The 23,334-nt window shown below is 55.5% G+C and carries 27 protein-coding genes, 1 other RNA gene and 1 pseudogene; 17 read left to right on the top strand and 12 right to left on the bottom strand.

Going from position 1 to position 23,334, the window contains the following annotated elements; translation table 11 throughout:
- The 3 genes and pseudogenes from HRU78_09620 to HRU78_09610 form a co-directional block, all read right to left on the bottom strand.
- Positions 1–1,006, bottom strand: a pseudogene (locus tag HRU78_09620) (restriction endonuclease subunit S).
- 263 nt (positions 1,007–1,269) lie between these two features.
- A complete protein-coding gene (locus tag HRU78_09615; GenBank protein QOJ23872.1) occupies positions 1,270–2,835 on the bottom strand; it encodes a type I restriction-modification system subunit M in 1,566 nt (521 codons plus the stop codon).
- A complete protein-coding gene (locus HRU78_09610) occupies positions 2,832–3,044 on the bottom strand; it encodes a helix-turn-helix domain-containing protein (GenBank protein QOJ23871.1) in 213 nt (70 codons plus the stop codon). The genes HRU78_09615 and HRU78_09610 overlap by 4 nt, the downstream gene beginning before the upstream one ends.
- Positions 3,045–3,262: 218 nt before the next feature.
- On the opposite strand from HRU78_09610, the gene HRU78_09605 reads away from it, so the two are divergent.
- Both HRU78_09605 and HRU78_09600 read left to right on the top strand, forming a co-directional pair.
- Positions 3,263–3,466, top strand: a complete 204-nt coding sequence (locus HRU78_09605) for a hypothetical protein (protein ID QOJ23870.1) — start codon at positions 3,263–3,265, stop codon at positions 3,464–3,466.
- Positions 3,467–3,476: 10 nt separating this feature from the next.
- A complete protein-coding gene (locus HRU78_09600) occupies positions 3,477–3,962 on the top strand; it encodes a DUF3489 domain-containing protein (GenBank protein QOJ23869.1) in 486 nt (161 codons plus the stop codon).
- A 28-nt stretch (positions 3,963–3,990) separates the two neighbouring features.
- Here the strand turns inward: HRU78_09600 and HRU78_09595 are convergent, their stop codons facing one another.
- The 4 genes from HRU78_09595 to HRU78_09580 form a co-directional block, all read right to left on the bottom strand.
- A complete protein-coding gene (locus tag HRU78_09595) occupies positions 3,991–4,218 on the bottom strand; it encodes a hypothetical protein (protein QOJ23868.1) in 228 nt (75 codons plus the stop codon).
- A gap of 393 nt (positions 4,219–4,611) precedes the next feature.
- On the bottom strand, positions 4,612–6,759 hold the full coding sequence (locus HRU78_09590) for an AAA family ATPase (protein ID QOJ23867.1): 2,148 nt from the start codon (positions 6,757–6,759) through the stop codon (positions 4,612–4,614).
- A complete protein-coding gene (locus HRU78_09585) occupies positions 6,756–7,001 on the bottom strand; it encodes a hypothetical protein (protein QOJ23866.1) in 246 nt (81 codons plus the stop codon). Before HRU78_09585 ends, HRU78_09590 begins: the two co-directional genes overlap by 4 nt.
- A complete protein-coding gene (locus HRU78_09580; GenBank protein ID QOJ23865.1) occupies positions 6,998–7,222 on the bottom strand; it encodes a DNA-binding protein in 225 nt (74 codons plus the stop codon). The genes HRU78_09585 and HRU78_09580 overlap by 4 nt, the downstream gene beginning before the upstream one ends.
- Before the next feature lie 327 nt (positions 7,223–7,549).
- On the opposite strand from HRU78_09580, the gene HRU78_09575 reads away from it, so the two are divergent.
- From HRU78_09575 to HRU78_09555, 5 genes are all read left to right on the top strand, one after another.
- The gene (locus tag HRU78_09575; protein QOJ23864.1) at positions 7,550–8,437 is read left to right on the top strand and encodes a hypothetical protein; all 888 of its coding nucleotides are present in this window, start codon (positions 7,550–7,552) and stop codon (positions 8,435–8,437) included.
- 11 nt (positions 8,438–8,448) lie between these two features.
- Positions 8,449–8,823, top strand: a complete 375-nt coding sequence (locus tag HRU78_09570) for a hypothetical protein (protein ID QOJ23863.1) — start codon at positions 8,449–8,451, stop codon at positions 8,821–8,823.
- 87 nt (positions 8,824–8,910) lie between these two features.
- Positions 8,911–9,372, top strand: coding sequence for a DUF2924 domain-containing protein (locus tag HRU78_09565; protein ID QOJ23862.1), 462 nt, complete (start codon positions 8,911–8,913; stop codon positions 9,370–9,372).
- Positions 9,369–10,709 (top strand): recombinase family protein, encoded by a 1,341-nt coding sequence (locus HRU78_09560; GenBank protein QOJ23861.1) that lies wholly within the window; start codon positions 9,369–9,371, stop codon positions 10,707–10,709. The genes HRU78_09565 and HRU78_09560 overlap by 4 nt, the downstream gene beginning before the upstream one ends.
- Positions 10,706–11,158 carry a hypothetical protein gene (locus tag HRU78_09555; GenBank protein QOJ23860.1) on the top strand — a complete coding sequence of 151 codons (453 nt, stop codon included), beginning with the start codon at positions 10,706–10,708 and terminating at the stop codon, positions 11,156–11,158. The genes HRU78_09560 and HRU78_09555 overlap by 4 nt, the downstream gene beginning before the upstream one ends.
- Positions 11,159–11,391: 233 nt before the next feature.
- Here HRU78_09555 and ssrA read toward each other — a convergent pair.
- The 5 genes from ssrA to HRU78_09530 all read right to left on the bottom strand — a co-directional run bounded on the left by ssrA (position 11,392) and on the right by HRU78_09530 (position 15,348).
- Positions 11,392–11,751: a transfer-messenger RNA gene (gene ssrA / locus HRU78_09550) on the bottom strand.
- 94 nt (positions 11,752–11,845) lie between these two features.
- On the bottom strand, positions 11,846–12,493 hold the full coding sequence (locus tag HRU78_09545; GenBank protein QOJ23859.1) for an HAD-IA family hydrolase: 648 nt from the start codon (positions 12,491–12,493) through the stop codon (positions 11,846–11,848).
- A gap of 40 nt (positions 12,494–12,533) precedes the next feature.
- Positions 12,534–13,241 carry a bifunctional 2-polyprenyl-6-hydroxyphenol methylase/3-demethylubiquinol 3-O-methyltransferase UbiG gene (ubiG, locus tag HRU78_09540; protein ID QOJ23858.1) on the bottom strand — a complete coding sequence of 236 codons (708 nt, stop codon included), beginning with the start codon at positions 13,239–13,241 and terminating at the stop codon, positions 12,534–12,536.
- Entirely contained in the window at positions 13,231–14,592 is a 1,362-nt protein-coding gene (locus tag HRU78_09535) for a TRZ/ATZ family hydrolase (protein ID QOJ23857.1), read from the bottom strand. The genes ubiG and HRU78_09535 overlap by 11 nt, the downstream gene beginning before the upstream one ends.
- Positions 14,593–14,670: 78 nt before the next feature.
- Positions 14,671–15,348, bottom strand: coding sequence for an OmpA family protein (locus tag HRU78_09530; GenBank protein QOJ23856.1), 678 nt, complete (start codon positions 15,346–15,348; stop codon positions 14,671–14,673).
- Between the two features lie 430 nt (positions 15,349–15,778).
- Here HRU78_09530 and HRU78_09525 point away from each other — a divergent pair, with 430 nt between their 5' ends.
- The 10 genes from HRU78_09525 to HRU78_09480 all read left to right on the top strand — a co-directional run bounded on the left by HRU78_09525 (position 15,779) and on the right by HRU78_09480 (position 23,298).
- A complete protein-coding gene (locus tag HRU78_09525; GenBank protein ID QOJ23855.1) occupies positions 15,779–16,513 on the top strand; it encodes an ABC transporter ATP-binding protein in 735 nt (244 codons plus the stop codon).
- A gap of 25 nt (positions 16,514–16,538) precedes the next feature.
- Positions 16,539–17,282, top strand: coding sequence for an ABC transporter permease subunit (locus tag HRU78_09520; GenBank protein QOJ25002.1), 744 nt, complete (start codon positions 16,539–16,541; stop codon positions 17,280–17,282).
- The gene (locus HRU78_09515; GenBank protein QOJ23854.1) at positions 17,275–18,633 is read left to right on the top strand and encodes a GldG family protein; all 1,359 of its coding nucleotides are present in this window, start codon (positions 17,275–17,277) and stop codon (positions 18,631–18,633) included. Before HRU78_09520 ends, HRU78_09515 begins: the two co-directional genes overlap by 8 nt.
- Positions 18,634–18,638: 5 nt before the next feature.
- Positions 18,639–19,505, top strand: coding sequence for a DUF4340 domain-containing protein (locus HRU78_09510; protein ID QOJ25001.1), 867 nt, complete (start codon positions 18,639–18,641; stop codon positions 19,503–19,505).
- A gap of 3 nt (positions 19,506–19,508) precedes the next feature.
- Positions 19,509–20,339, top strand: coding sequence for a bifunctional DNA-formamidopyrimidine glycosylase/DNA-(apurinic or apyrimidinic site) lyase (gene mutM, locus HRU78_09505; GenBank protein ID QOJ23853.1), 831 nt, complete (start codon positions 19,509–19,511; stop codon positions 20,337–20,339).
- A 35-nt stretch (positions 20,340–20,374) separates the two neighbouring features.
- Entirely contained in the window at positions 20,375–21,187 is an 813-nt protein-coding gene (locus HRU78_09500) for a pyrroline-5-carboxylate reductase (protein ID QOJ23852.1), read from the top strand.
- A 166-nt stretch (positions 21,188–21,353) separates the two neighbouring features.
- Positions 21,354–21,929, top strand: coding sequence for a YggT family protein (locus HRU78_09495; protein QOJ23851.1), 576 nt, complete (start codon positions 21,354–21,356; stop codon positions 21,927–21,929).
- A gap of 15 nt (positions 21,930–21,944) precedes the next feature.
- On the top strand, positions 21,945–22,241 hold the full coding sequence (locus HRU78_09490) for a YggU family protein (GenBank protein ID QOJ23850.1): 297 nt from the start codon (positions 21,945–21,947) through the stop codon (positions 22,239–22,241).
- A 33-nt stretch (positions 22,242–22,274) separates the two neighbouring features.
- Positions 22,275–22,727, top strand: a complete 453-nt coding sequence (sixA, locus tag HRU78_09485) for a phosphohistidine phosphatase SixA (protein QOJ23849.1) — start codon at positions 22,275–22,277, stop codon at positions 22,725–22,727.
- 25 nt (positions 22,728–22,752) lie between these two features.
- Positions 22,753–23,298: an rRNA large subunit pseudouridine synthase E gene (locus tag HRU78_09480; protein QOJ23848.1), complete on the top strand. Its 546-nt coding sequence runs from the start codon at positions 22,753–22,755 to the stop codon at positions 23,296–23,298.
- The last annotated feature ends 36 nt before the right edge of the window (positions 23,299–23,334 follow it).

The following is a 23,334-nucleotide window of genomic DNA, read 5'->3' as shown; positions in this document are numbered from 1 at the left end:
TTATGCCGCAGCCTCATGCTCTGCGAAGCTCAACAGCTTGTTGCGGTAATGCGCGTATTGCTGACGGCGCGCCTTGATTTCAGCGGGCAGGCCGGAAGAGAGGTCGTTTACTAGCGTGTCGAACTTGTCGAGGATGGCGACGATGCGCTCCTGTTCTTCGAGGGAAGGAACAGGGATGCGAATTTTTGAGAAAGCATCGACCAGGAGCGTGTTGACTTTGGTGCGCGCCACATACTTCGCTTTTTCCGCGATGAACGACGTGGTCTGCATGCAGTACGAAACAAACTTCGGGTTCATGCCATGGCGGAAGGCATAGCAGTGGTCGTGAATAGCCACCTCGTCATCGCCGAGCCATGCCACGGCCTTGCCGACATCTTCAACAGTTTCGCCAACGTCGGTGATGACAACATCGCCGGGCTTGGCGTAACGCAAGGTGCCTGCCATATCCGAACGGACTTGTGAGATGGCGTGATCAGCCCACACGCCGTATTGCGTGTAAATCTCTCCGTAGTGGATGACGCTGATGCCATCATCCACGTAGTCCGCTTTCGTAAAGCGACGACCACGAATGAATTGACCTATTTCATTCAGCATCATCCACCTTATGCTTGCTTGCTTGCTTGCTTGCGTCAGCGTCCGTGCGTTCGCCGAAGGTCAAGAGCGCGTCGCGGTAATACTTGTATTGCCGCCGACGCGCCTCCAGCTCCGCCTCCAGCTCCGCCTCCAGCTCCGCCTCCAGCTTGGTGAAAGTGTCAAGCACTTTCACGATTTCGCGCTGCAATTCGAGCGGCGGTACGGGAATCCTGAATTCACGAACTCGACTATCTGGGATTGACGGGTAGTTTCCCGGAACCAGCTTCTCCTCTATGTATTTTCGGAATCTCTCCGTCCCAAGAAGATGTGCAAGGAAGTTTGTAATCACCTGGTTTTGAATTGGTCTTAGAACGCAATATCCAGTGCTGGCAATCTGCCCGTCAAACTCAGCAGGAATTACTGCCCAACGCATCTGCGTTGGTCGGGTGGTTGCGAAAATAACATCACCCTCACGAACGATCTGTTGGGCGCGACTCGGCGCATCGTCGGCGCTGATCGTTGCTGTTTCTCCGATCGTTCCCGTGACTCGATCTACTGAAGTCAAATCAATATATTGAAAATCGGTACCGCCCGCATTTGCCCATCGAATATTTGAGCCACGAATGGTCACATCAGCCAGCGCCTTGAATTCCACCCCATTCGGGCAGTGTTCGGCAATGAGGTCATCAATACGGCTCATGCCTCGCCTCCTTCCAGCTCAGCAACGATGGCATCAATCTGAGTTCGCAACTCTGCCTGTCGCACCACAATGCTGGCGATTTTCGCGTTGAGTGCCTTGATGTCCACCACTTCGCGGGTGTCCTTGGCCTCGATGTAGCTGCTGACCGAGAGGTTGTAGCCGTTGGTGGCCACCTGCTCGAATGGCACGGACAAGGCGAAGTGATCGACATTCGCCTTGCTATCGAACACTGCCATGATCTGTTCGATGTGCGTATCCAGCAGCACGTTGTTGTTGGTTTCTTTCTTGAACAGGCCGCTGGCATCGATGAACTGGGTGGTGGTGTCAGTTTTGTGTTTCGAGAGCACCAGAATATTGACCGCAATCGTGGTGCCATAAAACAGATTGGGCGCGAGTGAGATCACCGTTTCGACGTAATTGTTGTCCACCAGATACTGGCGGATTTTTTGCTCGGCCCCGCCACGATAGAAAATACCGGGGAAACAGACGATGGCAGCGCGGCCTTTGCTGGAGAGGTAACTCAGCGCGTGCAGCACAAAGGCAAAGTCGGCCTTGGATTTGGGTGCCAGCACACCGGCAGGCGCAAAGCGTTCGTCGTTGATCAGGGTGGGATCGTCCGAGCCTATCCACTTCACCGAATATGGCGGGTTGGAGACGATGGCGTCGAAGGGTTTGTCGTCGCCGAAGTGCGGGTCGATGAGGGTGTTGCCCAGTTGAACGTTGAATTTGTCGTAGTTGATGTTGTGCAAGAACATATTCATCCGCGCCAGGTTGTAGGTGGTGTGGTTGATTTCTTGCCCAAAAAAACCTTCCTCAATGACGTGTGCATCGAAGTGCTTTTTGGCTTGCAGTAACAGCGAGCCCGAGCCACAGGCCGGGTCGTAGATCTTGTTCACGCTTTTCTGGCCGTGCATGGCGAGCTGGGCAATCAGCTTGGAGACATGCTGCGGGGTGAAGAATTCGCCACCGGATTTACCCGCGTTGGCTGCGTAGTTGGAAATGAGGAATTCGTAGGCATCGCCAAACAGGTCGATGTGGTTTTCCTCAAAATCCCCGTCGTGCGAATCACCAAAGTCCAGTTCGGCCACGCCCTTGAGCACAGCGGCCAGACGGAGGTTTTTGTCTTTGACGGTGTTGCCGAGGCGGTTGCTGGTGGTATCGAAATCGGCAAACAGGCCTTTGATGTCGTGCTCGGACGGGTAGCCGTTGGCTGAGCTTTCAATGGCGGCAAAGATGGTGGCCAAGTCGGTATTCAGGCTTTCGCGGGTAGCGGCACTGGCAGCGACCTTGGCGAACAGCTGGCTGGGGTAGATGAAGTAGCCCTTGGTCTTGATGGCGTCATCTTTGATGTCTGCGGTGATGACGCTGTCGGGCAACTCGGCATAGTTAACGCTGTCGTCACCGCCTTCGATGTAGGCCGCGAAGTTTTCGCTGATGAAGCGATAGAACAGGGTGCCGAGCACGTATTGCTTGAAGTCCCAGCCGTCGACAGCGCCACGCACATCGTTGGCGATGGCCCAGATCTGGCGTTGCAGGGCGGCGCGTTGTTGGATGCTGGTCATGCTTGGTTTCCTGTCGAATCGTTCATTTTTTCTTCATCCGCGCCGCCCGCGCGCACCCATTCATCTACCTCGGAAAGCTGGAACTTCCACAGCCGCCCCACACGATGCGCGGGCAGGCCCTTGCGCTCCCGCCAGCGGTAAACGGTGTCCTTGGCCACACCCAAGTGCGGGGCGACATCTTCGGCGGTAACCCACGGTTCGGTAGTCATGGCATTGGCGCTCGGGTGGTATGAGTCAAAGTCGATGAAGATCGTTGAAAGTCTACCAGAGGGGCTGGCTGCCGACCACCTTGAAATGCCCGTGATGGCTTGATCAGGGTGAGTAAAGGCGCCATTGCCCCATTTACGATGGCTGTTACGCCGATAGCTTGGCTTCCTGATCGTTCAGCGCGTGAATGGACGTGTGTTCAATCAACCCGGAGCCAGCCATGACCACCCATTCCACCGCCCTCGATACCTACCTGCAGCGCCTGCCGCTGATCCTCGACAAGATTGAAGCCCTGCAGCAACTGGCCGAGGACCGCTTCGGCCACGCCCCTGACGCCATCCACTGGGGCCAAGTCGGTGACCTCGGGCGGGTAGATCAGGCGCTGGACGACCTGCTGGCGATCTTTGACGGCCAGGTCAAGTAAGGGGGTGACCATGGGCGCATTGCACAAGCTCTCCCCAGCCCAAAGCCTGCTGCTGCGCACTGCAGCCCGCCGTGCCGATTGGCGGGTAATTCCGCCCGGCACCCTGCGCGGTGGAGCGCGGGCCAAGGTGCTGGCTGCGCTGTTGGAACGCGGCTGGATCGAGCCTTCCGACGGTGGCCACCGGTTGACCGACGCGGGCTACGCAGCCATCGGCCAGCAGCGACCTATACTGCCGAACGACGTCCAAGCGGTGGACACCATCGACGATCTCCAACTTCTGGAGGGCATCCCAATCCGCCCTGGCACCAAGCTTACCGCACTGGTGGTGGCGTTGCGCCGCCCGCAGGGCGCGACCAGCCTGCAACTGATGCAGGTCACTGGCTGGCAGCCGCACACGGTGCGCGGGGCCATCTCCGGGATGCTGCGCAAAAAGCTCGGCCTGAACGTGGTGCTGACGCACAACAATTCCGGCGAGCGGGTGTATCGCGTAGTCTGATCCGCACTGGCCGTGGCGTGAATTCAATTCACACCCTTGCCGCAAGGGTGTCCAAATTCTGGATACCCTTGGTGGCCGATTTTGCGGCTTCTGGCGGAGAATTACCGGCAAACCCGCACCAGCATTGAGTTCTCGCCCCGGCCGTTTTCGCGCGCACCGGGGTGCAAACCTGCGAACCCGGTACGCACTCAGGTTCGCACCTTACTGCGTTGCCGCCATCCAGCACAGGTCCGCGTTGACCGGGCTTTTGGCCCATCGGGCCGTAACGCCGGGTGCGAACTGCAAACCCTGCAAACCTTGTTTTCTTGGCAGTCGGTGGCGCAATGCTGCGCTGTCGCCCCCCGTATTGGATTTTGGCCAGGAAGGACCCGTCTTGCCTGGGCAGGTCGCCGCTTCCCGGTCCGGTCAGCGCCACAACTCGAGTGAGGTGAGCATTCCCAATGCTCACCCTCTCTTTAGAGAGGAAACACCGGGAAGCCGGGAATGCGTTGATTTCATTGGGTTTTAATCCTTCCCGGCTCGACTGGGAAGAATTTGCCCCGGGAACGATTTAACCTCTTGATTTTGCTGGCGGTAAATCGTTCCCACCCCATGAGCGTTCCCGGTGGGAAAGCGGGAAGCCGGGAATGATTATCGAGGGCGGGAAGCATTACTCGGTGACTGGCCGACCAGCGCTGGAACGAGTCAGGTGGCCGGTGATGAACACCGCTTGGCCTTGGGCGACCGGGCCATCGGGCACGTCGAGCCACTTCACCAGCTTCGAGCCTTCGGCCATGGCCGTGATCAACTGACCCTGCGCCAGCAAGGCATCCACCCAGCCGGAGAGCCGGTGTTTGCCGATGGCGTGGAAGGCTTCAGGCAATTCGTGGCGGCGCTCGTACAGGCCGTTGCCGCCAGTCTTGGTGTAGGGCTGGCCATCCCGCGCGGCACGGGCGATGGCGGATTTCAGCGCAGGCAGCAGGTCATCCGGCTCTGGCAGAGTCTGGCGCAGACGGTCGGTGTAATCGACCAGCAAGCCGCTGGCACCGCGCAAGAAGGTGGTCACGCGCAGGTTGGCGCGGCCATTGGCCTTGACCACGCCGCCCATCACCACGCGGCCACGCTCAAAGGGCTCGCCCAAGGCCTCGCAGAGCTTCCTGGCCTGATCTTCCTTCGGGTGCCACAAGGCATAGACCGCCCGCACTCCATCGACCAGACCGCCAGTGCCCCGGATCGCCTCGCGGGCCTGCTCGGGTGTGGAGGCCTCGCGCTTGGCAAAGTGGTGCGACACGATCACGGCTGCGCCCGTGCTGGCCGCCAACGCAGCCAAACGCGAACAGACGAACTGGGCGTTCTCCGGCACGTTCAAATCCAGCGCGCACAGCGGCTGCAGCGGGTCGAGCACCACCAAGCACAGCTTGGGCATGGCCTTGAGCTGCCGCTCCAGATCCATCCACGCTGCCGTGGTCGCGGGGCCCCGGGTGGCGGGATCGGGCGCAAACAGCGGCACCGCGCCACCGGCATCGGGGAGTGGCAGCACGTACAGCCGGTCTGGGATCGGCCCAAGAGCGTTGAGCCGGTTGTGAACCTCGATGGCATCGTCCTCGGCGGTGATGTAGACCGCCATGCCGTGGCCTGCCAGTGCACCACCGAACAGTGTGGGCGCATTGGTCCAGACGCCATCGAAGGCTGCGACCTCACGCGTGAGGGCCAGCAGCAGGAAGGATTTGCCAACCCCGCCCGCAGCGGCAATCAGCGCAGCTTGCGCCTGGGGGAACACGCCTTCGACCAGCCAGCGGCGTTGCTGGGGCTGCCCGGTAAAACGATCTGCTGCCCGCCAACGGGAGATGTCCAGCACTGGGGCGGCGGTGATGGCAACGTCGGTAACCGACTCGGAGGTGCGCAGCAGCGCTTCGACATCAAAGCCTTCGGCCACTGCGTCGGCAGCATCCCACTTCGCGGGCTTGTCCTGTGGCACACGAACACGGCGGACCGAGGCCCCGATGCTCGTCAGTTTCTGGATAGCGGCAGCGGCATAGCGCGCGCCTGCCTCATCGTGATCAGGCCAGACGGCGACCGTCTTGCCTGTCAGCGGCGTCCAGTCGGTCTTGTCGATGGCTGTGGCTGCACCACCCATGGCGGTGGTGGCGACGATGCCCAATTTCATCAAGGCGTCGGCGCACTTTTCACCTTCGACCAGCACCACGGCATCCGCTGTAGCGATGGCTGGCAGGTTGTAGAGCGGACGCGGCTCCGGCATCCGCATCGCCCGCGTCCGCACATCCCACGGGCGGTACCGCTTGCCGGTGGGGGTGTCGTGCCGATACATACAGACCAGCAGACTGCCATCTGCCGCCAGGTAATCCCATTTGCCCGTGTGCGGGCCGAGATCGTCATAAGCACGGCTGGTGTGCAGCACTGGCGTGGTGGCGATACGCGGCACCATCAGCCAATCGCCCGCGTCTTCCAGCAGATCGCTGAAATCGGCGGGCAAGTGGTAGCCCCGGGTGCTGGCCCACAGCGCCAGCACATCGCCCGATTCGCCGGTCGCGAAGTCGATCCACAGGCCACGCTTGGGGCCTTCGAGTTCGACCACTAGGCTGTCGCCGGGCTCACCTTGCAGGTTGCCGATGTAGAACTGGCTGCCGCGCCGTTTGCCACGCGGAAACAGATAGAGCAGCACCGATTCCAATTGGTCCAGCAATCGAGAGCGGATTTCATCCTTGTCGTGGCGCGGCAGGATGAGGTCGGCGGCATCGTTGAAATCGAAAAAGGAATGGCGGGCCACCGTGGCGGTTTGGGTTGTGGCCGCCATCATTGCGTGTGCTCCGCATCCAGCCGTGCCTTGAACCAGTCGCCATTGGCGCGCACGCAGTAGTAGGCGCGACCGGGACCGGGGTCCTTGGCGTCGGGCACGATCCGCAGCTGTTCGCGGGCATCGTAACGCCAGCTGCCCGGGCCGAACATCTTGTCGAGCATCGCCTCGACGCCATGTTCGGCAATGTAGGCACGCAGTTGTCGGGTGAGGTTGTCGCGCTGGCGGCGTTGGGCGCGGTTCATCGCCAGATTCCTTCGCTGATGGACTGGCCTGCGGTGCAGCGGCGGGTGCGCAGTGCCTCGTGCGCCGACACATCATCCATCCGGTACAGCACGCGGCTGCCCAGCTTGAGAAACGTCGGCCCGTTGCCGGTCATGCGCCAGCGCTCGAGGGTTTTTTCAGAAAGTCCCCAGCGGGCCGCCAGCGTGCGCGGGGTGATCAGTTCTGGCAGCGTGTTTTGCATCGGAATCTCCTGTCGTCGTTGGGGGACGCTGTCCCGTCGAGAGGGATGTGCGCCCGTAATGAGGAGATTCTTCGCCTGCTGATTTCTGAAGGCAAATGGCCAAAATTCGCTTTTATACGAAACGGCCGCCGATAGCCCGATCCATTACTCTAAATTGCTATCCGCTTCAGGGCTTTTTTACAACAGCGGGCCGGATGTCTAGATCATCTACGGCTGAATCGTGCCCGAAAACCCTCATTCGCCCGCTGCGCCCTGATCGACCTGAACTGTCTCCGCGCGGACCATTGCTCCTGTCTGAACCATTCTCTAAATCGACAGGAGCCTACCGTGAATCTGATCCGCCGCAGCAAGAAATCCACCGACGACACAGCAAGTACCGAATCCCCTTTGAATGAAATCGGGGACGTCAGAGCTGTGGCGCAAATATTCGACCGCCTGCGCCAGCAGAACGCGCAGTACGACCAAGCCATTGCGGCACTGGTCGCGGCAAACCGCATCACCTGCGGCTGGGAAAAACCAGCCGAACCGGAGATGACGCTGACCGTCCAGCGAGATGTAATGGCAGCCTTGGGCGACGCGGATGCGCTGGCGAAATTAGATCAAGAACACCAGCAGGCGCTGGCACAGGAACAAGCCGCGCGCGTGAAGGCCACGCAGCAGGTGCTGGAAGCACCCACCCGCGTCAAAGCGCTGGAACAGTACATCAACGATCTGGCCGGGCAGATGGTCGCCGGGCTGGATGAGACGCTGATCGATCAGGAAATTCGCCGCATCTTCCGGCCCAGTGCACGGCGGATGTTGGAGGCCGCCAAGACTTTCGTGCAGGCCTGGCGCGAGATGCAGAGCGTGGAGGCAGTACTGCTGCAGCGCGTGCGCCTGACCCACACCCGCGTGACCGGTGATGCCTGCACTCGCTATGAGCACGAGCTGATTGGACGGCAGCGCGATGGTGAATTGCTGCCCACCCTGATCGAAGGGGTGCCGTTTGAAGAATTGCGCGAGCTGAACGACCTATTTACGAGCACCGACAACGAATTGGTCACGGCACTGGATACAGCCCTGCGCAGTGCAGGCTTCGATGGTTGGGGCCTCAAGGTGTACCACCCCAAGCGCAAGGACGATGAGCGCCGCATCTACGCACCCGATCCCAATCCGCCCAAGAAACACCTCGATCACGGTACCGGCCAATCCAGCGTCGTCCGTGTGGATGTGTGAGGGCGGCAGTCATGGAAATTCAGCCTTCCCGCCAGCATCAGCCGGGGCGCTTCGGGCCGCTGTCGCCACGCATCGCACCCGGGCCGGATGGTCTGGATCGCCTGCCTATCAGGCAGCAGTTCTTGCCGCCAGCTGCACAGGCAGCCATCTCGCGGGATGACGGCGTCGGTGCACAGCCTTCTGCTTCCCAGACATCGTGGGGCGAGACCCCGATCACTGTTTCTGGCAGGGCATCGACGACCATCGTGCGCAGGCCGCGCCGCATGCGGATCAAGCTGCCATGGTGGTGGCGCTGGTTGTGTATGGCCGCGCGCATCGAACGTCGCCTTCAACGTTGGTGGCAACGCCACGTCCAGCGCCCACCGCGTCGGCATCGCCGCCGGTGACCACACCGTATCGAAAGAGCATGGTTTGACTTGGCTTCTGCTCGCCACAGCGCGTTCATGGACCTGTCTCAACCACAGGAGCAAAAAATGACGGACACCCCCAATGGCAGCATCTCGGCCCAACTGGCCGCGTTGCCATCCCTGCCCATGGCTGACCTTTGGGCGCTTTGGGATCAGCATTTCCCCCGGCGACCCAGCCACCGCAACCGCCACTATGTGGAATCGCGTCTGGCCTACCGCATCCAGGAGAAGGCCTACGGCGCGCTGCCCACCAATATCCGCAAGATGCTGGTCGAGGCCGGTGCCAAGCATTCCAAGATCAAAAGCAGTGTCGGACGCAATGCTCAGACCTTGTTGATGCCCGGCACCACGCTGATCCGCGAATGGGATGAGCGCCAGCATCGCGTCACCGTTACGCCGGATGGGCTGTACGAGCTCAACGGTCAGGTGTTCAAAAGCCTGTCGGCGGCGGCGCGCCACATCACCGGCACGCAGTGGAACGGGCCGAAGTTCTTTGGTCTGCGCGACGGCAAGGCAGGTGGTCAATGAACGCGCCATTGCTCGTATCACCCAAACGCTGCGCGGTGTACTGCCGCGTCTCCAGCGATGAACGGCTGGACCAGTCCTTCAATTCCATCGATGCCCAGAAGGAAGCCGGGCACGCCTTCATCAAAAGCCAGAGCCACGAAGGTTGGATTGCGGTGGCTGATGATTACGATGATGGCGGCTTCTCCGGCGGCAATATAGACCGGCCCGCCTTGAAGCGCCTGATGGCTGACATCCAGATGGGCAAGATAGACATCGTGGTGGTCTACAAGATCGACCGGCTGTCGCGCTCGCTGGCGGACTTTGCGCGCATGGTCGATGTGTTCGACCGCCACCGCGTCAGCTTCAGTGCCGTCACGCAGCAGATCAATTCGGCCACTTCGATGGGCAGGCTGATGCTCAATGTGTTGCTGTCCTTCGCGCAGTTCGAACGCGAGGTGACTGGCGAGCGCATCCGCGACAAGATCGCTGCCAGCAAGGCCAAGGGCATGTGGATGGGCGGGCCGCTGCCGCTGGGGTACGACGTGCGGGATCGGCTGCTGATCATCAACGAGGTCGAGGCCAAGCTGGTCCACCGCATCTTCGATGACTTCGTGACCGTGCGTTCGGCCACGCTGATGGCCAAGGCCTACGGCGCGGAAGGCGTGGTCACCAAGGGCGGCAAGGCCTTCACCAAGCAGACCATCTACAAGATGCTGCACAACCGGATGTACCTGGGCGAGATCGTCCACAAGGGGCAGAGCTTCCCCGGCCAGCATCAGGCCATCATCACGCAGGCGCAGTGGGATGCCGTCCATGCGTTGATCGCCACCGATGGCATCGAGCGGCGGCGCGACACCAATGACCGCCAAAGCGAACCGGTGCTGCTACGCGGCCTGCTGTTCACGTCCGATGGCGAACGGCTGGTGCCCAGCTACACGGTCAAAAAGGGCAAGACCTACCGTTACTACAGCCCGATCAAACACCGGCGCTTCGGGGCGTGGGCCAGTCAGCACGGCCCGCTGCCAGCCGTGCCGATTGAGCAACTGGTCACGCAGCAAATCGTGGCGGCACTGTTGGCACCGCACATCGTGCAATCGGTGTGGGAACGGGTACAGCAACTTCGGCCTGACCTGACCGAGCCGCAGGTCGTGCTGCCGATGCGCAACCTCGCCAGCCTGTGGCGGGAATTGTTTCCTGCCGAACAGTGTCGTCTGGCTCAGTTGCTGATCGAGCGGGTCGTGATTGCCGACGGCGGGCTGGAAATCATCTGGCGCAATCAGGGCTGGCAGGAACTGGCCAGGGAATTGATGCCTGGCAGCATCGGCGCAGAACTGCAGGAGTTGGAGGAGGCGATATGAAACCAAAAGTGCAACCCTTGGGCGCAGCCATTGCCCGCGAGCGCCGGGATGGTGGGCAGGTGAAGCTGTCCACCTTCATTCCGCTGAAAATCCGCAAGCGTGGTGGCAGCAAAGTGGTGGTGCGCCCGGACGGCCAGCTTGATGCGCCGGGCACGGTGGCCGCCCAGATCGACCAGCCCCTGCTGGTGGCGCTGACGCGGGCCTTCTACTGGCAGCAACTGCTCGACGATGGGGTGGTGGGCAGTGGCAGCGAGATCGCCCAGCGCGAAGGCCTGCACCACTCGACGGTCAACGAGCTGCTGCGTCTGACTCTGCTGGAGCCTGCCATCATCCAGACCATCCTGGCCGGGCGGCAGCCTCGGTGCATGAGCCTGCTGTGGTTCCAGCGCAATCCGCTACCGACCGACTGGATGGCGCAACGCAAGGTGGTAACGGCGTTTGATGCCTGACCGGTCGCCTTGGTTGACGATGAACCGCTGCGCGTAAGTTGTTGATTTTGCTAGAGCCAAAACAGCGCCTACCCGCAGGCCAAACGGAGAATAGAGACAGATCTGGAGCCAGAAATGCTGAAAACGGCACGTTTCGGCAGGTAGCCACCCGCAACACTGATGGCCGGAACCCCGCGTAGTGCGGGGATTTCAGGCAAGAAAAAGGGCCCGGAGATTATCCGAGCCCTTCAATTTGGTGGAGGCGGCGGGAATTGAACCCGCGTCCGCAAGCCCTCTACAGACAGTTCTACATACTTAGCCAAATTATTTGATTTGACCCGGCAACCGCCAACCGGCAGGCTGATGACAGGCGAGTCACCTATTGTTTAACGTTCTGTAAAGTGACCCTGCAGAACGCGATCCCCGTTAGTGACTCTGCTGTCTGTTGCCAGACCCGGCGTTGAGGCCCACCGGTGCAGAGGCTAGCCGATTAAGCGGCTAAAGCGTAGTTTTCGTCGTTTGCGACTATTGTTTTCAGATGGATTTACGAGGTAATCTGATCCTCGGTATGCCCTGCGCTGCTTTGCAACCCACGTCGAAACCGGATCGCCCCCGGGTATTCGTAAAGGTCATGCATAAGATGATGATGATACAAAAAAGTTCAAATCCTATGTGTCGCGCATTTTAACAGAATTAATCAGGAAAGCTTTAAAGATAGCTTAATAGTTCTCTAGGGTGATCGATCAGATACCGGGCGCCCCAGGTCTCCGGCGGTTGATCATTTCCCAGATAGCCGTAGCGCGCAACGATGGGTTGCATGCCGGCTGCCAGGCTGGCCTGAACGTCGCGGATATCGTCGCCGAGATAGATGCAGTGCGTGGGGGAAATGGCGATTTTGGTGCTGGCGGTTAACAGCGGTTCCGGGTGCGGCTTGGTATTCGCCAATTCATCGCCGCAAACGACGCAGGTAACGCGCTGCGCCAAGCCGAGCATTTCAATCAGCGGATGTGCGAATCGTGCCGGCTTGTTGGTTACAATACCCCAAGGTAAGTTGCGTTTTTCCAATTGGTCGAGCAATTCGCTGACACCCGGAAACAAGCAGGTATCCTGGCATAAGCGTTGGGTGTAGAAATCCAAAAATTCGTCGCGCATCGATTCATAGCCGGTGTCGCCCGGTTTGATGTTGAAGCCGAGTCCCAATAAGCCGCGTGAACCGGCGGAAGCCAGCGGACGGATTTGCGCGATGGGTAATTCGGACAGGCCGCGCGCAGTACGTTGGCGATTCAGTGCATGGCCAAGGTCGGGTGCGGTATCGGCCAGTGTGCCATCGAAATCGAAGAGTACGGCTTTAATCATGAATCAAAGAATTGCAAAAAAGACAAGAGCGGCGATTGGATTAATTACGGTAAGCCATGATGTAGTTGACGTCGGTGTCATTTTCCAAGGCGTAGACTTTGGTAATCGGGTTGTACGTCATGCCGATCAGTTGTTCATCCGTCAATCCGGCATTGCGCGCCATGCGCGCGAGTTCGGATGGTTTGATGAATTTGGCGTATTCATGCGTACCGCGCGGCAACAGCTTCAGGATATATTCCGCGCCGATGATGGCAAACAGATAGGATTTCGGGTTGCGGTTGATCGTTGAGAAGAAAACCCAGCCACCCGGTTTGGCCAATTGCGTGCAAGCACGGATAACGCTCATCGGGTCCGGCACATGTTCGAGCATTTCCATGCACGTGACCACGTCGTAGTGTTGCGGTTGTTCTTTGGCGAGCGATTCCGTCGTGATCTTGCGGTAATCGACGTGATGCCCGCTTTCCAGTAAGTGCAGTTTGGCAACCTTAAGCGCCTTGTCGCTCAGATCGATTCCAGTGACATGCGCACCCATCGACGCCATGCCTTCCGACAAAATGCCGCCGCCGCAACCGACATCCAATACCGTTTTTCCGGTTAGTCCGCCGGTGAGGTCGTTGATGTAATTGAGGCGTAATGGATTGATTTCGTGCAATGGTTTGAATTCGCTATTGGGATCCCACCAGCGGTGCGCGAGTTGGCTGAATTTTTCCAGTTCCAGCGGATCAGCATTAATGCCGTCATTTTCCATATGCATTCCTTTGTGACGAGTGTTGAGATGTTGCTGCGATGCGTTCATGCCAGTATGCGGCGCGGTATTGCAGTTCAACCGGATCGAGCGTCATCAGTTCTTTATCTTGTAGCAGCATTCTACCATTTACCCACACATGACTCACTTGTTCGCGGCTTGCTACGTAGACCAAGTGCGAAACCGGATCGTAGCAAGGCGAGAGGTTAATGCCGGAAAAATCAACAGCCGTGATGTCAGCCACCTTTCCGATGGCTAATGAACCGGTTATTTCTCCCAATCCCAGCGCGTTGGCGCTATTCAAAGTCGCCATTCGCAATGCTTGGTGCGCGGGCAGAGCGTCGGCCTGGCCGCTGGTCGCTTTGGCCAGCAGCGCAGCCAGACGCATTTCTTCAAACATGTCCAAACGATTGTTACTGGCCGCGCCATCGGTGCCGAGACCGACATTGATACCTTGATTCAATAAAGCCGTAACGGGTGCCAGTCCGCTGGCAAGCTTCATATTGGATGACGGGCAGTGGGCGACATGGCAGCCGTATTGATGCACGAGTTTTATTTCATGTTCGGTCAGATGCGCCATGTGTACGGCAATCAGGTTCGGGCCGAGCAGCCCCAGTTGCTGAAAACGTTCAATCGGTCGAATACCGGTAGATTCCAAGCTGAGGCGGATTTCATCCTGTGTTTCGTGCAGATGCGTGTGGATAGGCACGTTCAGTTGTTCCGCATACGTCAGAATGCTGCGGAACGTGCTGTCACTGACGGTGTAAGGCGCGTGCGGCGCAAAACAAAAGGAAAGCAGCGGATGCTGATGATATTGGTCGCGTAATCCCAATCCCTTGGCCAGATAATCGTCCGCATCACTGGCATAAGCGGTGGGAAAGTCGATCACGACCATACCGATGACTGCGCGCATGCCGGAACTGATGGCAGCTTCTGCACAAGACTCCGGGAAAAAGTACATATCGTTGAAACAGGTAATGCCGCCTTTGATCATCTCGGCACAAGCCAGTTGCGAGCCATCCAATACAAACTGAGCATTGATATGCCGGTTTTCTGTCGGCCAGATATGCTGATTGAGCCACTCCATTAACGATAAATCATCGGCCAGCCCGCGCATCAGGGTCATGGCGGCGTGGGTATGCAGGTTTATCAGGCCAGGAATTAAAACGTGATTGTTCAGTGTGATCGTTTGTTGCGATTGATAGTGGAGTCTTGCTTCAGCTATCGGTAAAATATCTTTGATGATTCCATCAGCAATTGCGATGGCATGTTGATTCAATGCCACTTCAGCGGGTTCAATGGGAATAATCCAGTTTGCTTCTATCAATGTGTCGATTGGCAACGAATTATTCATATGTGCTGGAGTATGGAAAGAAAAAAGCCCTGCACTTAGAGGCAGGGCTTTTTGAGTAAAAATGATAACCGGTTTCGCTTATCGGGTACCCGCTACTTCGATTTCAACACGGCGATCCGGTGCCAGGCACTCAATCAATGCCTTGGTTTTTTTGTCGCCGACACAACTATTTCCAGTTACGGGATTTGCTTCGCCTTTTCCATCGACAAAGACGCGGCTGGGCTCTACGCCTCGTGAAACCAAATGAGCTTTGACAGATTCAGCACGGCGTATCGACAACTTCTTGTTATAGTCATCAGATCCGATACGATCGGCATAACCGACTGCGATGATGGTATCGTACTTAATACCTTTTATACCATTAACAAATTCATTCAAAGATTGAATGCCATTGGGTTTAAGTTTGGCACTGTCAAAGTCAAATAACGCATCAGCAGAAAATGTAATTTTCTCCGGTGCTGTTTTAGCGGCTGCTGCACCTGCGGCTGGGGCGGCGACTGCTGCATCTTCCGGTTTTTTGACCAGATCCGGATCGCATTCGTGAATCGCCATAGCCGGTGTCCAGTAACCGGTGCGCCAGCAAAGACCCGTTGTGTTTCTTGCAACTACACCGCGATCATCAACACCATAAGCTTCTGGTTTTTTTACCGTTTTATCCTTATCGATAACGGTTTCTTGTGCCAGAACAGCACCAGAAAACATTACTGGTATAAGAATCATTCCCATGAGAGTATTTTTAGCTGATATTTTCTTCATGCTGTTGTCCTTTTTAATGAAAACTGCGGGATTTATATTGGTTATGCAAAAAACTATTTTGCATTTGAAAACTTTCTAGCATTCTACTACTTCAAGCTTTTGAGTGTGCAATTATCAGTTTGTTTGTTTATTTTATCAAATCAATATGTTGTAAAATTGCAACAAGTCTGTGATATTCCGAGCCGGAATGAAATGAATAATTTTGTTCGATTGAGTGATCGATTGTGGATATTTTGGGCAACAAAATTAATAGCATATCGATCGAGCATTGTTTCTTGTATGCGATGCCGCGCATGCGTCGCACGAAAGCCGGTGAATTATCGGCTTATCGGACGTATACTGTCAGGCCGCCAAGATGATGGGTTTTTGCCTATTAAATTGGGTGAAGTAATATTGATTGATGGAACCTTAAATCCCGGGACATTGTTGTATGACTGATGAAGCAGCAGCTTTAACCTTGTCGGCGCAGAATCTGTGGCGCAATTATGATCAGCTTGTCGCGGTGCATGAGGTTAATCTGCAATTAAAACGTGGCGAGGTGCTGGGATTGCTCGGACCCAACGGTGCGGGTAAATCCACCACGTTGCGCATGTTGACAGGTAATTTGGCACCGAGTAACGGCTGCATTGAGATTTGCGGTATCGATTTATTGGCGAAACCGCAGGAAGCCAGAGCGCATTTGGGTTTCTTGCCTGAGATTCCACCGCTTTACTTGGATATGACGGTGGATGAATATCTGCGGTTTGCCGCGCGGCTGCACCGAGTTAACAAAGAATCAATGAAGATGGCATTGGATAATGTGAAACAACGGTGCGGCCTGGAGCATCGCGGTAAGGATTTGATCGGTACCTTATCGAAAGGCTATCAGCAACGTGCCGGCATTGCGCAAGCCATCATTCATCATCCGGATGTGATTATTCTCGACGAACCGACAGTAGGTCTTGATCCCAATCAGATGCGCGAGATCCGTCAGTTGATCAGAGAACTGGGTACTGACAGCAGTGTGATTTTATCAACGCATATTCTATCCGAAGTTGAGAATGTCTGTGACCGGGTGCAGGTCATGCATAGAGGGGGCGTGGTATTCGACCAAACAATGGCGGAATTGCGCCAGCAGGGCGACAATCTCGAGATGGTTTTTACACAACTGACTCAGCTCGTTTAGCAATAGACAAAGCGGAATTTTTATGATGATTGCGACCATTATCCGTAAAGAGCTGCATATGTTGTTTATTTCGCCGCTCGCCTGGTTGTTGCTGGCGTTGATTCAACTTGTGCTGGCTTGGGTTTTTCTGGTGCGGCTGGATGCATTTCTCGAGATTCAATCGCAGTTGCTGCAAATTGCCAACCCGCCGGGGATTACCGAAATCATTGTGTCGCCGGTGTTTATGATCGCGGCGGTGCTGTTGTTGATGATTACGCCATTATTATCGATGCGTCTGTTGGCTGAGGAACGCCGCAACCATACGTTGACATTGCTGATTTCAGCACCCGTTTCGATCGCGGATATCGTGTTGGGCAAGTTTCTTGGCCTCATGCTGTTTTTTTTCGCTGCCATTATGCTCATTGTGATGTTGTGTTTTTCACTGCGCATCGGGGGTGCGCTGGATTTTGGCTTGTTGCTCAGCAACACGTTCGGTTTGTTATTGCTTGCGGCGTGTTTTGCTGCGCTCGGGCTCTATATTTCAAGTCTGACGGCGCAACCGGTCATTGCTGCGGTAGGTTCGCTGGGTGTGTTATTGGGATTGTGGTTGACCGATCTGGCTAGTAATTCAGCGGCTGGCTGGTTGCACTATTTTTCTCTATTGAAGCATTTCAGCCAGTTTAATCAAGGTCTGATCGATACCTTCAGTATCGCCTATTTTATTCTGTTCACGACTACGTTCCTGGCGCTGACAATCCGTCGGCTGGATGGGGAGCGGTTGTATGGCTGAACTGGATAAAAAACTGCAGCGGCATTACCGGGCGCACAGTTGGCTCTTTGCCGTTTTGCTCCTGGCGCTGGTTTTTTTGCTGGGTTATCTTGCGCAGCAGACACGGCAGCAATGGGATGTCAGCCAGAACGGGCGTAATAGCTTGAGTGAAGCGAGCATCGAAATCCTGCAGAAACTGCAGGGACCGGTGCAAGTAACCGCATATGCTTCCGAGCAGGATGCGCAACTGGGCGATATCCGCCAGATCATCACCGACTTTATCGCACTGTATCAGCGCCTAAAACCGGATCTTTCCTTGACATTTATCGATCCGGTGGAACAGCCCGTTCTGGCGCAGGAAGCGGATATTCAAGTCAATGGTGAACTGGTCATCCGCTTCAATCAGAAGATCGAGCATTTGACGGCGATCAACGAGCAAGCATTCTCCAATGTTTTGATGCGACTGGCGCGCGGAGAAGATAAGTGGGTTGTCGAGTTGAGCGGTCATGGCGAACGCAGGCTTGACGGCAGCGCCAATTACGATCTTGGGGAATTCGGCCGTCATCTGCGCACCAATGGCTTTAGCAGTCAACAGCTCAATCTTGCCATTCAGCCGGATATTCCCGCTGCACATGCCAGCACGTTGCTGATTGCTTCGCCGCAAACCGATTTGCTGCCGGGAGAGGTGGAGAAATTGCTGGATTATATCGATCGCGGCGGTAATTTGCTGTGGTTAGTCGATCAGGAATCGTTGCGCGGCTTGCTGCCTTTGACAGAAAAATTGCGGCTGACGCTGACGCCCGGTGTCGTTGCCGATCCGCAAGCGGCACAGCTCAAAGCGCCGATCACTTTCGCGCTCGGTGCAATTTACGGGCCGCATGCGATAACCAGCGATTTTAATTACATCACCGTATTTCCCTTTGCCCGCCAGCTCATGCTGGATGAGAATGAAGAATGGCATAGCGTTATTCTGGTTGAGGCGGCACCGCAAGGGTGGATTGAAACCGGGGATTTGAACGGAGAAATTGTTTTTGATCAGGATGCGGATGTGCCGGGGCCGGCCAGTATTGCGGTGGCGATGTCGCGCAATATTCAGGATCGCGAGCAGCGCATCGTTGTTGTCGGTAGCGGGCATTTTCTGGCGAATACGTATCTCGGCAACGGCAGTAATCTGGATTTCGGCATTAACTTGATCAATTGGCTGACCGGCGATGAAGAGTTGATCATGATTCAGCCGCGCGCAACGCTGGATAGCAGCCTGGTTTTAAGTGAACTCGAACTCACACTGATTGCGGTGGGTTTTCTGATTGTGCTGCCGCTGCTGTTCCTGGCCAGCGGGATCGTGATCTGGTGGCGCCGCCGGAGAAAATAATGATCATGACGCACCACACGCGGCTCAATCTAGTCATGACGGTTACGATTATCGGTTTGATCGTGTTTCTCTATTTCAAACCGCAATCCTCAGGCAACACGGAATATCCGCTGACGAGCGGCTCCGTCGAGGCTGCGCAACACGTGCGCATCGTCAAACAGCAGCAAGAAACGGTGCTCAAGCGGCGAGACGGCCATTGGTATTTGGTAAAACCGGTACAAGCCTGGGCTGACGATGAAAAGATTGGAAAGATTCTGGAAATTCTCCGGGCGCGGAGCCAGCAGCGCTTTCCACTGGCCGATTTGGGGCGTTTTGGCTTGGAGCGCCCGCATGTGCAATTATCGATAGACAATGCGCGCTTTGATTTTGGCGGATTTGCCCCGACCACTCACCAGCAATATGTAGCAACCGGCGATTATGTATATTTGCTGGCGCCGCGCTATGCACTAGCATTGCCGCGCAACACCAGCGATTTGATTAACCCCGGATTGCTCGCGCCCGATGAAATTCCGGTTAAATTTGAGTTGCCGCATGGCGAGGTGGAATTTTACGATGCGCATTGGCGCGTGACACCGCAGCATGCGGACGATGCATTGAATGCGGAAACGCTGCACCATTGGGTTCGATTGTGGCAAAGTGCGCGTGCTGTTGAACTGAAAACGGCAGCCGAGTTGACTGCCAATTTTGCCGAAAACGGCTTGATAACAATCGATCTGCGAGATGAACGGAAAATCAGGCTGAAAATTCTGCAAAATCAGTTTTCAATCGTCTTGTTGCGCATCGAAGAAGGGATCGGCTATCAATTTCCGCTCGAAGCAGGGCGGCAACTGCTCGATCCTTCTGTGTTTTCTGCCGCAAATAGCGCTCGGTAGCCGATGCCGGAATTGCCGGAAGTCGAAACAACGCGGCGCGGAATCGCACCTCATTTGACCGGAAAAACGATTGCACAAGCCGTTATCCGCAATCACCGGTTGCGCTGGCCGGTGCCGGGTGAATTGCCGGCACTATTGCCGGGATTGACCATCCGGACGGTAACGCGGCGTGCCAAGTACCTGTTGCTGGATTGCGCTGCGGGAACGTTGCTCGTTCATTTGGGAATGTCGGGAAGTTTACGTATACTTTCAGCAAAATCAGAGCATGATAGTCAGTATCCGCAAAAGCATGACCATTTTGATCTGATTCTACATGATCAAACGATTTTGCGATTGCGCGATCCGCGTCGTTTTGGCGCAGTGTTATGGCATGTAGGCGATGTTTGGCAGCATCCGCTGTTGCTGAATCTCGGACCGGAGCCTTTGACCGCGGATTTCAGCGCAGCGCAATTGTTTGAGAAAACCAGGGGTAGCCGTACCGGCATTAAACAGACCTTGATGAATCATCACGTCGTGGTGGGTGTCGGTAATATTTATGCCAACGAAGCTTTGTTTCTGGCTGGTATCAATCCTAAAACCGCCGCTGGCAGAATTGCCTTGGCGCGTTATGAAATACTGGTGCAGGCGGTGAAGCAAACGCTGCAGCGGGCGATTGAGGCGGGAGGCAGCACGCTGCGCGATTTTGTCCACAGCGACGGAAGTTCGGGTTATTTTCAGCAGCAATATTGGGTTTATGGACGGGCAGGCCAATCGTGCAAAAAATGCGGAGGTGTCATCAAACATATCAGGCAAGGCCAGCGCTCCAGCTTTTATTGCCCGGCATGCCAGCACTGATGGAATGCGGTTTATAACATATCAAGAAAGATCATATGAACATTACATTTATTGGCGGTGGTAACATGGCATCCGCTTTAATCAACGGATTACTACAGCAAGGCTATGGTACGGAGCAATTGCGCGTGGTCGAGATCAATGCGGAAAACCGCGACAAGCTAAAGCAATCATTCGGTATTTCGGCGGTGGCCGATCTTGCCGGTGGTATAGTCAATAGCGATGCCATTGTATTATCCGTCAAACCGCAACAGTTATTCGAATTGGCGCAGAAACTGGCGCCGCTATTGAATAATCAATTGATCATATCGATTGCCGCGGGAATTTGTGCAGCCGACCTGATGCGCTGGCTGGGCGGCTACCGGCGGGTGGTGCGCGCGATGCCCAATACGCCGTCGCTGGTACGTTCCGGTGTTACCGGTCTGTATGCAGCCGCTGGTAATAGTGAATCGGATAAAGAAAATGCTGAATCGATTCTTGCCGCGGTGGGGTCGACACTTTGGGTCGACGATGAGGAAATGCTGCATGCCGTGACAGCGATTTCCGGTAGCGGACCGGCTTATGTTTTCTACTTTATCGAAGCGATGCAACAGGCGGCGATAGAATTGGGCTTAACGCCGTCTCAGGCCCGGCAGCTCAGTTTGCAGACATTCGCCGGCGCCAGCAAGCTGGCTAGTGCGAGCGATGAAGATGCGGCGACATTGCGTGCCCGGGTGACCTCGAAAGGCGGCACGACCGAACAAGCAATACTCGCTATGGAAAAAAATGATATTAAGTGTAAGATCATAGCTGCCATTCATGCTGCCAGCAGACGCTCGCGGGAATTAAGCGATGAGTTCAGCAAAATATAGAGTGCACAAATAACTTGTCAGCGATTTTTTAATCTCTGCGGGTTCAATTCCCCGCCCCTTGGGGCGAAAGCTGGTTGAAAAACCAGCAGATTGAAGAACGCAGTTAATACCCCGCTGCTTGCGGCGGGGTGCTTTATTTATCAATTCTAGTTTTTGGGAAATTGTCATGTCCAGTCAGATCTTGGTTTTTCTTGTCGATACTATTCTGGGGTTGCTTTCCTTAGCGTTGTTGTTGCGTTTTTATTTTCAACTATTACGCGTTCCTTTCTACAACTCGGTCTCCCAGTTTCTCATTGCCGTGACTGATTTTATGGTACGCCCGGCGCGCCGGTTTATTCCGGGGTGGGCTGGAATCGATTTGTCGACGTTGATGCTGGCTTGGTTATTGGAAAGTATTATCGTAACCAGTACATTTATGGCACAGGGCTATGATTTTGAAGCGAACATTGTGACCTCGCTGGGAGTGATGGGGTTGCTGGGCATCGTCGAGATTATTGAAACGACGCTCTATATCGTGTTGCTGGCGATCATCATGCAAGCCGTTTTATCATGGGTTAATCCGCATAGCCCGTTAGCACCGCTGCTGGATAGCTTTACCAGTCCGTTCCTGGCTGTTTTCCGCAGATGGATTCCGCCGATCGCCAATGTCGATTTGTCTCCCTTGTTCGTGCTGATTTTAATTCAGGTGTTGTTGATGATCGTGGCCGGGATACATAAGGAAATCACCCTGATGCTTTTTTAAGCGGCTGCTACGGTCATGGGATGGCATCGGTATGATGAAGCGAAAAATCTTGTTTTGACGCTGCATATACAACCGGGGGCAAAAAATACCGCAGCGGACGGCTTGCATGGTGAAGCGCTGAAGATAAAACTCGCGGCACCGCCGGTTGAAGGCAAAGCAAATGCTGCATTGATAAAGTTTCTTGCTGAGCGGTTTGATGTGCCGCTTTCTCGCGTGATATTAAAGCAGGGGGATAGATCACGTCATAAAGTGATCATGATTCAGCAACCTGCATATGGTCCGGAGGTGCTATTTAGTGAGGCGCCAGACTGATTGCCGCTGTGTTTTTTTATTGGAAGAATGGTAATGGAATTGATTTTGTGGCGTCATGCCGAGGCTGAAGATGGTTTTCCGGATATGGCCCGGCAGTTGACAGAAAGGGGGCGCGATCAGGCAAAACGCATGGCGGATTGGCTCAAACCAAAATTGCCGGAAAATACACGGATAATCGTCAGTCCGGCACGCCGGACTCAGCAGACGGCAATGGCACTGGATTCCGATTTTGCAACCGAAGATGCGATAGGTCCGGGCGCCAGCGCCCATGCTGTTCTGGCCGTGGCTGGCTGGCCTGACACGCGCGGTGCGGTCGTGATAGTCGGTCATCAACCAACATTAGGTGAAATCGCCAGCTATCTGATTCCGGTTATTCCTGCCGGCTTGCGTGTTAAAAGAGGCTCAGTCTGGTGGATTCGAGGTAAAGAAAAAGACGGCGCAGTTGAGCCTCAATTGCATGCCGTGATTTATCCTGAAATGTTATGAGTTTTCCGTTGCCGATCCGGATGTCATGCCGCGGTTAATTCTGTTCAACAAACCCTATGGTGTGATTTGTCAATTTACACCGGAAAGCGAGCACCAATCACTCAAAGATTTTATTCCATTACCGGACTTTTACCCGGCGGGCAGATTGGATGCGGACAGCGAAGGCTTGGTATTGTTAACGGACAATGGAAAGCTGCAACAGCAATTGAGCGATCCGAAATTTAAACTACCCAAAACCTATTGGGTTCAGGTCGAAGGTAAGCCGGATGAAGCGGCACTCAACCAGCTTCGTCAGGGCGTGATTCTGAAAGATTTTAGAACCCAACCGGCTCAAGCTGATCTAATCGATGAACCTAGCGGTTTGTGGCAGCGTATTCCACCCATCCGTTACCGGAAAAATATTGCTACGACTTGGATTTCCCTGATTGTTACTGAAGGTAAAAATCGCCAAGTAAGGCGAATGACGGCGGCAGTGCTGTTTCCTACACTGCGGTTGATTCGTTATGCCATCGGCAAATATACGCTGCAAGGTCTTGCACCGGGAGAGTGGCGTTTATTGCGCGATGTCTGATTATTGATAAGGCCGCAGATTTAAAGCAAATAATCA

The sequence above is a fragment of the Gammaproteobacteria bacterium genome, assembly GCA_015709635.1.
GTDB lineage: Bacteria > Pseudomonadota > Gammaproteobacteria > Burkholderiales > Nitrosomonadaceae > Nitrosomonas.
The sequence above is the reverse complement of the archived record's forward strand: the minus strand, read 5'-3'. Positions and strand labels throughout refer to the sequence as shown.

Bases quoted from the DNA above. Each gene is read 5' to 3' on its own strand.
- HRU78_09615 (QOJ23872.1), bottom strand. From the start codon at position 2,835: ATGACCAGCATCCAACAACGCGCCGCCCTGCAACGCCAGATCTGGGCC.
- HRU78_09610 (QOJ23871.1), bottom strand. From the start codon at position 3,044: ATGACTACCGAACCGTGGGTTACCGCCGAAGATGTCGCCCCGCACTTG.
- HRU78_09605 (QOJ23870.1), top strand. From the start codon at position 3,263: ATGACCACCCATTCCACCGCCCTCGATACCTACCTGCAGCGCCTGCCG.
- HRU78_09600 (QOJ23869.1), top strand. From the start codon at position 3,477: ATGGGCGCATTGCACAAGCTCTCCCCAGCCCAAAGCCTGCTGCTGCGC.
- HRU78_09595 (QOJ23868.1), bottom strand. From the start codon at position 4,218: ATGGGCCAAAAGCCCGGTCAACGCGGACCTGTGCTGGATGGCGGCAAC.
- HRU78_09590 (QOJ23867.1), bottom strand. From the start codon at position 6,759: ATGATGGCGGCCACAACCCAAACCGCCACGGTGGCCCGCCATTCCTTT.
- HRU78_09585 (QOJ23866.1), bottom strand. From the start codon at position 7,001: ATGAACCGCGCCCAACGCCGCCAGCGCGACAACCTCACCCGACAACTG.
- HRU78_09580 (QOJ23865.1), bottom strand. From the start codon at position 7,222: ATGCAAAACACGCTGCCAGAACTGATCACCCCGCGCACGCTGGCGGCC.
- HRU78_09570 (QOJ23863.1), top strand. From the start codon at position 8,449: ATGGAAATTCAGCCTTCCCGCCAGCATCAGCCGGGGCGCTTCGGGCCG.
- HRU78_09565 (QOJ23862.1), top strand. From the start codon at position 8,911: ATGACGGACACCCCCAATGGCAGCATCTCGGCCCAACTGGCCGCGTTG.
- HRU78_09560 (QOJ23861.1), top strand. From the start codon at position 9,369: ATGAACGCGCCATTGCTCGTATCACCCAAACGCTGCGCGGTGTACTGC.
- HRU78_09555 (QOJ23860.1), top strand. From the start codon at position 10,706: ATGAAACCAAAAGTGCAACCCTTGGGCGCAGCCATTGCCCGCGAGCGC.
- HRU78_09545 (QOJ23859.1), bottom strand. From the start codon at position 12,493: ATGATTAAAGCCGTACTCTTCGATTTCGATGGCACACTGGCCGATACC.
- ubiG (QOJ23858.1), bottom strand. From the start codon at position 13,241: ATGGAAAATGACGGCATTAATGCTGATCCGCTGGAACTGGAAAAATTC.
- HRU78_09535 (QOJ23857.1), bottom strand. From the start codon at position 14,592: ATGAATAATTCGTTGCCAATCGACACATTGATAGAAGCAAACTGGATT.
- HRU78_09530 (QOJ23856.1), bottom strand. From the start codon at position 15,348: ATGAAGAAAATATCAGCTAAAAATACTCTCATGGGAATGATTCTTATA.
- HRU78_09525 (QOJ23855.1), top strand. From the start codon at position 15,779: ATGACTGATGAAGCAGCAGCTTTAACCTTGTCGGCGCAGAATCTGTGG.
- HRU78_09520 (QOJ25002.1), top strand. From the start codon at position 16,539: ATGATTGCGACCATTATCCGTAAAGAGCTGCATATGTTGTTTATTTCG.
- HRU78_09515 (QOJ23854.1), top strand. From the start codon at position 17,275: ATGGCTGAACTGGATAAAAAACTGCAGCGGCATTACCGGGCGCACAGT.
- HRU78_09510 (QOJ25001.1), top strand. From the start codon at position 18,639: ATGACGCACCACACGCGGCTCAATCTAGTCATGACGGTTACGATTATC.
- mutM (QOJ23853.1), top strand. From the start codon at position 19,509: ATGCCGGAATTGCCGGAAGTCGAAACAACGCGGCGCGGAATCGCACCT.
- HRU78_09500 (QOJ23852.1), top strand. From the start codon at position 20,375: ATGAACATTACATTTATTGGCGGTGGTAACATGGCATCCGCTTTAATC.
- HRU78_09495 (QOJ23851.1), top strand. From the start codon at position 21,354: ATGTCCAGTCAGATCTTGGTTTTTCTTGTCGATACTATTCTGGGGTTG.
- HRU78_09490 (QOJ23850.1), top strand. From the start codon at position 21,945: ATGGGATGGCATCGGTATGATGAAGCGAAAAATCTTGTTTTGACGCTG.
- sixA (QOJ23849.1), top strand. From the start codon at position 22,275: ATGGAATTGATTTTGTGGCGTCATGCCGAGGCTGAAGATGGTTTTCCG.
- HRU78_09480 (QOJ23848.1), top strand. From the start codon at position 22,753: ATGCCGCGGTTAATTCTGTTCAACAAACCCTATGGTGTGATTTGTCAA.